General features: G+C 63.0%; 9 protein-coding genes and 1 rRNA gene. 2 read left to right on the top strand and 8 right to left on the bottom strand.

The annotated features are described in order from the left end of the window. Positions 1-342: 342 nt before the first annotated feature. The 7 genes from GV819_RS11560 to GV819_RS11530 all read right to left on the bottom strand — a co-directional run bounded on the left by GV819_RS11560 (position 343) and on the right by GV819_RS11530 (position 8,471). Positions 343-1,746, bottom strand: coding sequence for an amino acid permease (locus GV819_RS11560; RefSeq protein ID WP_161756212.1), 1,404 nt, complete (start codon positions 1,744-1,746; stop codon positions 343-345). A gap of 209 nt (positions 1,747-1,955) precedes the next feature. Further along, a complete protein-coding gene (locus GV819_RS11555; RefSeq protein ID WP_161756211.1) occupies positions 1,956-4,211 on the bottom strand; it encodes an ATP-binding protein in 2,256 nt (751 codons plus the stop codon). Beyond that, complete coding sequence (locus tag GV819_RS11550) at positions 4,208-4,957, bottom strand: substrate-binding periplasmic protein (protein ID WP_434738426.1); 750 nt, start codon at positions 4,955-4,957, stop codon at positions 4,208-4,210. Before GV819_RS11550 ends, GV819_RS11555 begins: the two co-directional genes overlap by 4 nt. Before the next feature lie 31 nt (positions 4,958-4,988). After that, positions 4,989-5,711 (bottom strand): response regulator, encoded by a 723-nt coding sequence (locus GV819_RS11545; protein WP_178125992.1) that lies wholly within the window; start codon positions 5,709-5,711, stop codon positions 4,989-4,991. A 70-nt stretch (positions 5,712-5,781) separates the two neighbouring features. Beyond that, positions 5,782-6,429: a TetR family transcriptional regulator C-terminal domain-containing protein gene (locus GV819_RS11540; protein ID WP_161756208.1), complete on the bottom strand. Its 648-nt coding sequence runs from the start codon at positions 6,427-6,429 to the stop codon at positions 5,782-5,784. A gap of 100 nt (positions 6,430-6,529) precedes the next feature. Beyond that, complete coding sequence (locus GV819_RS11535; RefSeq protein WP_161756207.1) at positions 6,530-7,336, bottom strand: class II aldolase/adducin family protein; 807 nt, start codon at positions 7,334-7,336, stop codon at positions 6,530-6,532. Between the two features lie 73 nt (positions 7,337-7,409). Beyond that, positions 7,410-8,471 (bottom strand): ABC transporter substrate-binding protein, encoded by a 1,062-nt coding sequence (locus GV819_RS11530; RefSeq protein ID WP_161756206.1) that lies wholly within the window; start codon positions 8,469-8,471, stop codon positions 7,410-7,412. 215 nt (positions 8,472-8,686) lie between these two features. Between GV819_RS11530 and GV819_RS11525 the strand changes: the two genes are divergently transcribed. Both GV819_RS11525 and GV819_RS11520 read left to right on the top strand, forming a co-directional pair. Further along, on the top strand, positions 8,687-10,648 hold the full coding sequence (locus GV819_RS11525) for an FAD-dependent oxidoreductase (protein ID WP_161756205.1): 1,962 nt from the start codon (positions 8,687-8,689) through the stop codon (positions 10,646-10,648). A gap of 74 nt (positions 10,649-10,722) precedes the next feature. After that, positions 10,723-11,367 carry a cupin domain-containing protein gene (locus tag GV819_RS11520; RefSeq protein WP_161756204.1) on the top strand — a complete coding sequence of 215 codons (645 nt, stop codon included), beginning with the start codon at positions 10,723-10,725 and terminating at the stop codon, positions 11,365-11,367. Positions 11,368-11,736: 369 nt separating this feature from the next. Here the strand turns inward: GV819_RS11520 and rrf are convergent. Further along, positions 11,737-11,852 (bottom strand): 5S ribosomal RNA (rrf, locus tag GV819_RS11515). Positions 11,853-11,885 lie beyond the last annotated feature (33 nt).

Here is an 11,885-nt window from a genome sequence, read left to right as displayed (position 1 = left end):
GGGTGACTTGAGGGTCATACTAAACGAGTGTTCAACAAGGCGGCAATTGCTTGCCTGAGTACCTGGGCGCAGCCGAAAAACTCACCTATCTCATTGTTTTTGTTTGGAAAAACAATAGTGCCATGGGGATTGCGGCGAGGTTGCTGTTACAACTTCGAACAACCCTCGACAAAGCCATACGGCGGTGAGCCTTGGCGAGGGAGCCTGCTTCTGTTCGTGTATTGCCTGGCGGCCGGCCTGATTCCTGTGTGGTACGCGCGCCCTGTCGGAACTGGCTTGCCAGCGAAGGCGTCCGCCCAGGCGATGCAAGGCTTAAGGGCCTCTTCGCCGGCAAGCCGGCTCCTACAGGGCTGCGGCGGGTTGCAGTTGGCGCTTGCGCTGCATCAGGTAGTAGGCGCCATAGCAAAGGGCGATGAAGCCGGAACCCCAGTACAGGGACGGGCGCTGGGTTTCGTCGAGGGCCAGGAACACGAACAACGAGCTGCACAGGACGATGCACAGCAGCGGCACCAGGGGGAACCAGGGCGCGCGGTATTTGAGCTGGTGCAGTTGTCCGCCTTCGCGCAGGAATTGGCGGCGGAAGCGGTACTGGGCCAGGGCGATGACGATCCAGGTCACGGTGCCGGCCATGCCGCTCACCGCCATCAGCACCATGAACAGGGTATCGGCGGCGACCACACTGGTCAGCAGCGAGACCAGGGCAAAGCACAGAGTGATGGCCAGGGCTCGCAGTGGTACGCCCTGTTTGCTCAGGGGCGACAGGGCCTTGGGCGCCATGCCGGATTTGGACATGGCCCAGAGGATGCGCGTGGAGGCATACAGCCCGGAGTTGCCCACCGAGAGGATCGCCGTGAGGATCACGAAGTTCATCAGGTCCGCCGCATAGGGAATACCGACCATGTCGAACACCTGGACAAACGGGCTTTCCACCAGCCCGGCCTGCTGCCACGGAATGATCGCCGCCAGCACCATCACCGCCAGCACGTAGAAGATCAGCACCCGGAACACCACGTTGCGCACCGCTCGGGGGATGCTTTTTTCCGGCTGGTCGGTCTCTCCCGCCGCCACCCCCATGATCTCGCAGCCCTGGAAGGCATAGACCACGGTCATCATCACCGCGAACACCGCCGACAGGCCGTTGGGAAACAGTGAATCACCGGTCAAGTTGCTGAACATCGGTGCCGGGGCGCCTCCGGGCAGGTCGATCACGCCGAAAATCACCAGCACGCCAACGATGATGAAGCCCAGGATCGCCGCCACCTTGATCCCGGCGAACCAGTACTCGGCCTCGCCAAAGGCGCGCGTGGCCATGGCGTTGATACCGAACAGCAGGGCCACGAAAAATGCCGACCAGTACCAGATCGGCACTCCGGGGAACCAGCGCTGCATGAGCATGCCGGCTGCCGTGAACTCCAGGCCCACGGTGGTGGCCCAGCTCATCCAGTAGACCCAGCCGATCATGAAGCCGGTGGCCGGGCCGATGTATTTCGTCGCGTGGGCCTGGAACGAACCCGATACCGGCATCTGTACCGACAGCTCGCCGAGGCAGACCATCACCAGGTACATCAGGAACCCGGCCACCAGGTAGGAGAGGATTGCGCCCCAGGGTCCGCCCTGGTTGATGGTGACCCCGGAGCCCATGAACAGCCCGGTGCCGATCACACCGCCCAGGGACAACATGAAGATGTGCCGGCTCTTCAAGGACCGGGTCAGTTGGATGCCTTTACGTTCGGTCGTGGTGGTCATGTGGGCACCTCAGCAGTCTGTGAGGCGCAAGGCGCGGGGCGATGGGGTAACGCGGGCGGAAAAAGCAGCTTGCAGGCAGTTCATTATTATTATCTCCAATAAGCTTCGAAGACCGCGACGGGCGCGGCTCCAGGGATTATTGGAAAGCCATGTAAGTTCGGGTTGAAGCAAAAGATCGAAGATGTAAAAAGTCGTAAGGATTTTGTACGTCAGGCGTTCAGCAATTGCGCCAACAGCGCCCGAGACTGTTGCCAGAAGGGTTGCAGACGCTGCGCCAGGGGCGCCAGCAAGGTCCGGTCAGCTGCCAGGGCCGCGTTTTCCAACTCCCGCAGGGCCCGTGCCAGGCCGCAAAAACCCAGGGAATCGGTGCTGCCGGCCAGACGATGGGACAAGTGCAGGACTTCCGTGCAGTCCTCGGCCGCCAGGGCCTCGGCCAACAGCGGTTGTTGTTGGTCCAGGGCATCTGCCAGGACCCTGAGCAGACCCTGCAACTTCTGCTCGCCCAACAAGCTGCGGTGGGTGTCCAGCAACGACTGGTCGATGAGCCCTTGCGACCCAGCGATGGATTGCGCCAGTGGCTGCCCGCCAAGTACCTCGCGCAGGCCGTCCAATTGCAACGGCTTGCCCAAGATGCCCTGCATCCCGGCCTGCAGGTAACTGCGCACCAGGGACGGCTGCACGCTGGCGGTCAGGGCAAAGATCCGCGCCTGGCGATTAGGCCCGGGATGGCGACGAATCTCCTGGCACAGTTCGATCCCGCTGATGCCGGGCAGGTGCACATCCAACAGCAACAGGTCGAACGCCTGTTGCTGACTCAAGGCCAGGGCGGTTTCGCCATCTTCCGCCAGCCAGACCTGATGGCCGTCGCGCTCCAGCAGGCCGCAAGCCACCTCGCGGTTCAGCGCCACGTCTTCCACTACCAGGACCTTCAGCCCTCGGATCGGCCCGACGATCGCCGGCGCCGGCAGCGGCGTACGGCCGATGCCCAGGGACAACTCGAACCAGAAACAACTGCCCTGCCCCAGCTCGCTGTCGACGCCGATGGCACCATCCAGTTGCTGCACCAGGTGCTTGCAGATGGCCAGGCCCAGGCCGGTGCCGCCGTAACGCCGGGTCACTTCGTCACTGGCCTGGACGAAACGCTCGAAGATCTTTTCCCGCATGGACGCGGCAATGCCGATGCCGTTGTCGCGCACGCAGCAGCGCAGATGCTGCACATCCACCTCAGCGCGCAGCACTCGGACCTCGACCTGCACCCAGCCGCCTTCGGTAAAACGAATGGCATTGGCCAGCAGGTTGCTCAGGACCTGGCGCAGGTACTGCTCGGCGCCTTGCTGGCGGGGCGCCAGCTGCGGGTCGATCTGCAGTTCAAGACGCGTGCCGTGGTTCTCGGCACGGGGTCCAAGCAGTGTGCTGACTTCCTCGAGCAACTGGCGCAGGGAAAAATCCCGGACTTCCGGGCGGCTCTCACCCTCCTCCAGGCGCGCGAAGGACAGCACCTCGTTGAGAATCGCCAGCAAGCCTTCCCCCGCCTGGTGCAAGGCCTGCAAGCGCTGCCGGTCCTGGGTGTCCAGAGGGGCTGTGCGCAGCAGTTCGGCCATGCCCAGAATACCGTTCAGGGGGGTCCGCAACTCATGACTCATGGTGGCCAGAAAGCGCGACTTGGCGAGGTTGGCAGCTTCGGCGTCGTTCTTGGCCTGCATCAGACTGGCGGTGCGCCGCTGGACCATCTTCTGCAGCTCGTCGCGCTTGTCCTGCAAGGCCAGGCGGTCGACTTCCCGACGCTGGATATCGTCGAGGATCGAGCGCCGCATCTCATCCAGGGCCCGGGACACGGTGTCGATCTCATCGCCTCCCGGTCGCTGGCGCTTGTCCAGGCGCAAGGGCTCGTGCCAGTCGCCGCCCGCCACCCGCAGGGCAAAGTCGGCCATCACCTGCAGGTGCCGGGTCACCAGCCGATAGAACAGCCCGGACAACGCCACCGCCAGCCCGCAGAGAAACACGCTCATCCACAGCAAGCTGACCAGCCCGGTGGCGTACAGGCGTCGGTACACCGCCCCCAGGTCGGTACTGACCTGCAGCTCTCCCAGTTGCCGCAAGGGCCCGGAGGGTGGTTGATAGCTCAGCGGGAAACGCTCTACCCGCAACGGCCCGATCAGCTCGGCACGGCCCTGCTGCAAGTCGAAATCGGCGCTGAGCAAATGCACCTGTGCCACATCGGAAAAATCCACCAGCCCCTGCAGTTGCACGGTCAGCTGCTCCTGGTTGAGGTCCCACAGGTTGCGCTCCAGGCTGCCCAGGTAGCCGGCACGGATCAGCTCCATGCGGCTGTCGATGTCGCGCATTTCCCGGCGGTATTCGAAATACAGTTGCACCGCGCTGGCGAGCACGGTGAAGCACAGGCTGAACAGCAAGATGAACAGCAGCAGGCGCCGCAACAGACCACCGGGGCGGGCGCGGATCATGGTCTGTCGGCCTGTTGCGCTTTGAGCATGGCGCGATAGCCGGCCTGGCTTTCCTCCAGCCAGCGCTGGATCGCCCCGCTGTCCACCTGACGCTGCAACTGCACGTCGATCTCGGCCATGCGCGCGGCCAGGGGCGATTGCCGTGACACCGCCAGGCGCAGGTAATCGACGCTGATCGCCTGGGGCAAGGCGACGATGTCTTCAGCACCCGGCAGTTGCTCGATGAACAGTTGCCCGGTACGGCGCTCATAGGGAATGAAGTCGATGCGCTGGCGGATCAGCTTGCCGAAGTTCTGCTGGCTGCTGGACACCCATTCGATGTTGCCGTGCTGCACCACCTGACGGTCGAAATCCTGGCCATAGCTTTCGCCGAACAGCAAGCCGCCGCGATAGGCCCGCAGGTCCTGCAACTGCCGGAAGTGCGGCGGGTTGCGCCGATTGACGAACAGCGCGACTTCTTCACGCAACACCGGCACCCGGGAAAACAGCAGATCTTGCTGACGCTGGCCCGTGCTGTAGGCCAGCACCACATCGACCCGGCCTTCGGCGGCGTCCAGCAGGCAGCGCTTCCAGTTACCCAGCACCACCACTTGCACCTGATAACCCAGGTCCTCCAGCACCTGGCGCACCAGGCTCGGCGCCAGGCCGCGCACCTGCAGGCCGTCGCTCCAGGAGATCGGCGGGTACACCGGGTAGTCGCAGTAACGCAGCAGCGGCTGCGCCGACAGCGAGCCGGCGAGCAAGATCAAGCACAGCCCCCAGGCGTGCCGCAACAATTCAGGCGGCCACGCTGGCGGTGAACAGGTAACCGGCGCCGTGGATGGTGATGATCAACTCCGGCTCGGCCGGATCATCGTGCAGCTTGCGCCGCAGCCGGCCCACCAAGACGTCGATGGAGCGGTCGCTGGGTACCCATTCGCGGTTGCGGATCTGGTCCATCAACTGGTCGCGACTCAGGGTGTGACCGCTGTTGCGCAGGAACACGCTGAGCAACTGGTACTCACCGTGGGTCAGCAGGGTTTCGCCGCCACGGCGGTCGATCAAGCGGCGGCGATCGGTGTCCAGTGCCCAGTCGGCGAACTGCTTGACCGGGCTCGGGCTGGCGGCCATGGGTTGCAGCTGCCGCGCATGACGGACCCGCCGCACCAGGTTCTTGGCCCGGGACACCAGCTCGCGGGGGTTGAGGGGTTTGATCACATAGTCATCGGCGCCGCATTCCAGGCCGACGATGCGGTCGATGTCGTCGTTGCGCCCGGTGATCAGGATGATCCCCACTTCCGAGCGCACCCGCAGTTCACGGGTCAGGGTCAAGCCGTCCTTGCCCGGCAGGCGGATGTCCAGCATCAGCAGGTCGACGGTGTGCTGGCCGAGAAAGGTTTCCGCCTGCTCCGCCGTAGCGGCGCAGTGCACCTCGTACCCTTCCTGGGAGAGATAAGCGTGGAGCAGTTCGCGAATCAGCGGATCGTCATCGACGATCAATACCCGAGGAGTCATCGCCAGTTGTCCTGATGGTTTCTTATTAGAGTTATAGGTCTTGCGTGTTGCAGACTAGCCATTACTGAACAACCGATCAACAGCCCTCTGTCCGGGCCGTGAAGCCCTTGCCTTCACTGGCCTGCAGCCCCTCGACCCAGGCCTCGCAGATCTGAACACCTTGCTGTGGGCTGAACGTCCCGGGGTTGAGCCCGGACTCCAGCCACAAGCCATCGAGCAACGCGCTGAGGCTGATGGCCGCGAGATCGGCGTCGAAGCCTTCCCAGGCATGTTCCCGCGCCAGACTGGCCAGCATGCTCCCCAGCTCATTGCGGTACTCGGCGTAAGAATGTTCGTGAGCCTGGTTGATCGCTTCGGCAGTCTTCACCGCGCCCCAGAATGCCAGCCAGGCATCCAGCAGCTTGGGATCCAGCAACTCGGCGCAAAACGACGCGCGAAAGAACGCCGACAGCCGCTCGCGGGGAGTCGGAGCGGCCTGGTCCAGGGCCTCACGTAGCAGCGCCATGACCCGCCCGGTGATGGCGCGGTAGGCCTCGGCCACCAGTTCATCCTTGCCGGAATAGTGATGGCTGATCAGCCCGACCGAGACCCCTGCCTCTGCGGAAATCTTGCGGATCGAAGCGCCCTGGAAACCGTGGCGCTTGAGGCAGACCAGCGTCGCCTCGATCAGCTCGGCCTTGCGCAGCCCGGGTTCCAGACGAGAAAAACGCGCTTCCTGGCTCATGGGGCAAACTCCTGGGGCAATGACGAAAGAGCAAACTGAACGACTGTACAATAAGCTTGCCAGCCCATCCAGCCCGCGGCTCATTGCTACAGGCGTGTAGTCAGGCGCGGTAGTCGGGGGCGATCCGCTCCAGCAGCCGCAGCAATGCAGCCCATGCCAGCTGCATGGCATCCGGATCGTTCAGCTCGCCTTCCTGCAACGGCCGACCGGGGTCGTTGAACTGACGTTCGGTGTGGGCGCACACCTCTGCCGGGGGCAGCACTACTTCCCCCGCCGCCTGGGCGGCCAGCTGGATCTCGCAGGCCTTTTCCAGGTAATACATGCGCAAGAAAGCCTGGCTCACGGTTTCGCCCACGGTGAGCAAGCCATGGTTGCGCAGCATCAGCACCGACTTGTCGCCCAGGTCTGCGACCAGCCGTTGCTGTTCGCCAAGGTCCAGGGCCACGCCTTCATAGTCGTGGTAGGCCACGCGGCCATAGAACTCCATGGAAATCTGGTTCACCGGCAGCAGCCCGCACTTGAGCGCCGCTACCGCACAACCGGCCTTGGTGTGGGTGTGCAGGACGCATTGGGCGTCCTCACGGGCACCGTGAATGGCGCTGTGGATCACGAAGCCTGCCGGATTCACCGGGTATGGCGATGGTTCTACGGCACGTCCGTCGAGGTCGATCTTCACCAGGTTGGACGCACTGATCTCGTCGAACATCAGCCCGTAAGGGTTGATCAGGAAGTGGTGCTCGGGGCCAGGGAGGCGCACCGAGATATGGGTGAAGATCAAGTCGCTCATACGAAAGTGCGCGATCAGTCGGTAACAGGCGGCCAGCTCTTCTCGCAGGCGCTGTTCGGTGGCGCTGCGTTCAGGCGTGGCACGAGTACTGTGGGTCGGGCTGGAGGCGATATTATTCATTGTTGGGGTCCTCAGGGCTGTTGGGCTGGCAAACAATAGGGCTGCACGTCCAGCGACGTCCAGCCCGTTCGGGCTACTTGCTGGCCCAGGCGTTGAAACGCTCCTCCAGCTCCTCGCCATGGTCGACCCAGAACTCGACGTTCATCGCCAGGGCGCCCGCCAGGTTCTGCGCCGAGGTCGGCACCCATTGCGCCAGGGCCGAATCAAGCTGCGCTGCGGCCAAGGTGTTGGTAGGCCCATAAGGGATCTGCTGCACATACTTCACCTGAGCCTCGGGGCTATTGGCAAAAGCGATGAAGCGCTTGGCCTGGTCCACGTGTTTCGAGCCCTTGATGATCGCCCAGTAATCCATGCCGTACAGGCTGCCGGGCCAGACCAGCGCCAGCGGCGCGCCGCCTTGCGCAGCTGCGGCGATCCGGCCGCTGTAGGTCGAAGTCATCACCACGTCGCCAGCAGCCAGCCATTGCGCCGGTTGTGCCCCGGCTTCCCACCATTGGATGTATGGCTTGAGCTCGCCGAGCTTGGCGAAGGCCCGGTCCACGCCCTCCGGAGTGGCCAGGACCTTATACACATCCTCGACCTTGACCCCGTCGGCCAGCAGCGCGAACTCCAGGTTGTACACCGCGCGCTTGCGCAATCCGCGCTTGCCGGGGAATTGCTTGACGTCCCAGAAGTCGGCCCAGGACGCGGGCGCCTTGGCCAGCTTGTTGCGGTCATAGGCGATCGCCACGCTCCACACCAGCGCCGCTGAGCCACAGGCCTGGGCGGCGTCGGGAATCAATTCCGCAGCACGCCCCAGGACCTTCCAGTCAAGGCGCTCGTACATGCCTTCGTCGCAACCGCGCATCAGGTCCGGGCCCTCGATCTGCACCACGTCCCAGTCGACGTTGCCGGTGTCGACCATGACCTTGATCCGCGCCATCTCGCCGTTGTATTCGCTCTGGATCAGTTTGCTGCCGTCGGCCTTGCTGAAGGGTTGGAAGAGCGCCACATCCTGGGCTTTTTGTCCGGCTCCGCCGTATGCCACGACAACCATGTCGGGGGCTGCCTGGGCACTGTCCAGGCCCAACATCAGGCTTAGCGCCAGGCTCAGTGTCAGGGAAGAAAAACCGTGCGTAAGGGAGAGCGCTTTCATCTGTAATTCCTCGTGCCGGTGCCAGACCGGCGCGCACCGGCATGACCCTTTTTTATTGTTGTGAGGTGTGTCCCGAAGCGGGCGCAAATCGAAGCTACTGCATCGGCAAGTAAAAAAACAAGTTGATTTTTTACTACAGGTAATTTTTTATAGAGACATAATAACAACGCCGAGGCCCTGCGCCCTGCCCTCGGCCTGCCTGGAGTAACCGCAGCATGTCGACCGCCGCTCCTGCTTTCCCGCACCTCTTCGAGCCGTTGCAGATTCGTGGCAAACGCCTGAAGAACCGCATCATGTCCAGTGGGCATGACACCTCGATGCCCACCGACAATCTGGTCAACGAACAGTTGATTGCTTACCACCGGGCGCGGGCCGAAGGCGGTGTCGGCCTGATTGTGCTGCAGGTGGCAGGGGTCCACGACAGTGCGCGCTACACCAGCCATGTACTGATGGCCACCGACGATGCCTGCATCGACGGCTATCGGCGCCTGGCCGAGACCTGCCACGCCTATGGCACTGTGGTGCTGTCGCAGATTTTCCACCCGGGGCGGGAAATCATGGAGTCGAGCGACGGCCTGCTGGCAGTGGCCTATGCGCCCTCTGCGGTACCCAACGAACGCTTCCGGGTAATGCCCCGAGCACTGGACCAGGCCATGATCGACGAGATCATCCAGGGCTATGCCGATGCCGCAAGACGCCTGCACCAGGCTGGGCTAGACGGCGTGGAACTGGTGGCCAGCCATGGCTACCTGCCGGCGCAGTTCATCAATCCTCGGGTCAACCGGCGCACGGATGGCTACAACGGCGAACTGCAACAGCGCCTGCGCTTCATCCAGGAAATCCTCGACGCCATGCGTGCCAGCACCGACGAGGCGTTCATCATCGGCCTGCGCATCAGCGCCGATGAGCGCGACCCCGAAGGCCTGACCGAAGACGAATCCCTGGCCGCGGTGCAGATGCTGCAAGGGCAACTGGACTACGTACACATCGTCGCCGGTTCCTCGGCGTCCTTGAGCGGCGCCGTGCATATCGTACCGCCGATGGCGGTGGAAGCGGCGTATCTGGCCCGGGAGGCAGGGACCTTCAAGGCCGGGCTATCGATCCCGCTGTTCGTTACCGGACGCATCAATCAGCCCCAGGAAGCCGAGGCGATCATCGCCAGGGGCCAGGCCGACGTCTGCGGCATGACCCGAGCACTGATCTGCGACCCTGAGATGCCCAACAAAAGCGACAGCGGCCACGTCGAGGATGTACGCGCCTGTATCGCCTGCAACCAGGCGTGCATCGGCCACTTCCACAAGGGCTTGCCAATCTCCTGTATCCAGCACCCGGAAACCGGCCGCGAACTGCAATATGGCCAACCTAAAGCGATAGCCCGGCGCAAACGCATCCTGGTGGTGGGCGGCGGCCCGGCGGGGATGAAAACCGCAGCGGTGGCGGCGCAACGGGGCCACGCGGTGACCCTCTATGAAGCCGGCTCGCAACTCGGCGGCCAGGTGTTGCTGGCGCAGCTATTGCCCCGACGCAGCGAGTTCGGCGGCGCCAGCACCAACCTGCAGCGGGAGATGCAGCTGGCCGGGGTCGAGGTGCAACGCAATACCCGGGTCGACCGTGCCTTGGTGGAACGAGAACAGCCCGATCTGGTGATTATCGCCACTGGCGCCCAGCCCTATTGGCCGGCTTTCGAGCGTGGTGGCGAACTTCAGGTGGTGGACGCCTGGCAGGTGCTGCGAGACGAAGTGCAACTAGGGCGCTCGGTGGTGGTAGCCGACTGGCGCTGCGACTGGATCGGACCGGGCATAGCCGAACGCCTGGTGCGTGCCGGGCATCAAGTGCAACTGGCGGTCAACGGCACCCACTGCGGCGAAAGCCTGCCGCTGTATGTGCGTGACCAAATGGCCGGCGAACTGCACAAGCTGGCGATCCCGATCATTCCCTATGCCCGCCTCTACGGCTGCGATGACAGCACTGTGTACCTGCAACACACCGCAAGCGGCGAGCCGATGCTGCTGGAAAACGTCGACAGCCTGGTGCTGTGCCAGGGCCATCAATCTGTCGACGAGCTTGGCGCACAGTTGCAGGGACTGGTGGAGTTTCGCCGCATCGGCGACTGCCTGGCGCCACGCACTGTAGAAGAGGCAATCTATGAAGGTTTGAAAGTCGCCTGGGAGCTTTGAGGCTGCTTTATACTTCAGGCCTTTTTCCAGGATGGGTGCTCGGACGTACCCGTTCCCATGGTTCGGAGCCTGCCATGAACAACAGCAGCAAGACACTGTCTGCGAACCTCGCGGCCAGCCCGGAACCGGACACCGACAGCGAGATCGCCGTGTCCGCTGCCGGCGGCCCGCAGTTCCTCGGCACGCGAATTCGGGGCCTGCGCAAACGCCGGGGCCTGACCCTGACCGGGCTGGCGCAGATGAGCGAATTGACCGCGGGCTACATCAGCCAGCTGGAACGCAACCTGGCCTATCCGTCGATTCCCGCGCTGTTCAATATCGCCCGCAGCCTGGGAGTGACCATCCAGTGGTTTTTCGCCAGCGAAACCCAAACAGCCCCTGAAGACCAGGGTTACGTGGTGCGCAAAAAGCAGCGCCTGCAGGTCAACTACGAAAACGGCATCATCGACCAGTTGCTGACCCCGCAGCCCACTCGCCAACTGGAGTTCCTGCACTCGCGATTTCCTCCGGGTACCTATAGCAAGGAGAGCTACAGCCACGAGGGGGAGGAAGCCGGTTACGTGCTTTCGGGGACTTTTGAACTGTGGGTTGGCGAGCGCCATTTCCAACTCAGCGAAGGCGACAGCTTCAGCTTCTCCAGCCAGGAACCGCACAAGTATGGCAACCCCGGCGAGGAAGATGCGCTGGTGCTTTGGGTCATAACCCCGCCGACTTTCTGAGCCCTCGCCGCCGTCCCGTAGCGCCTCGCCACAACCAGCAATGCCAGCGATATCGGCTTACCCGACGACTCTGCCTTCAAGGCCATGAACTCGTCGCCCCCTGAGAACTAACTGTTCAGTTGCTACTTGGTGACGCCAAGCCAGGAGCACTGCCAGATGAGGCACGTGTACAACTCAGGCAAGCCTTGGCTCGCATCGCACTACCAGATCAAGACCATGAATCATCTGTAAAGTCAGCGCGCAGCCCTGGCGGCTGTCACAAGATGCTGGCAGCCGGGCCGACCCAACAAGGACAGAGAGCTGCCTGCAGCTTTTTCTCGGGCAAAACAAAACCCCAACTGCTTTCGCAATTGGGGTTTCGGAATTTAATCTTGACGATGACCTACTCTCACATGGGGAAACCCCACACTACCATCGGCGATGCATCGTTTCACTACTGAGTTCGGGATGGGATCAGGTGGTTCCAACGCTCTATGGTCGTCAAGAAATTCGGTAGCCAGCTCGTTTACCTTACGGTC

This window comes from Pseudomonas sp. Fl5BN2 (assembly GCF_009908205.1).
Classification (GTDB): Bacteria; Pseudomonadota; Gammaproteobacteria; order Pseudomonadales; family Pseudomonadaceae; genus Aquipseudomonas.
Note: the sequence above shows the minus strand (reverse complement) of the source record. Positions and strands in the feature narration are given on the sequence as shown.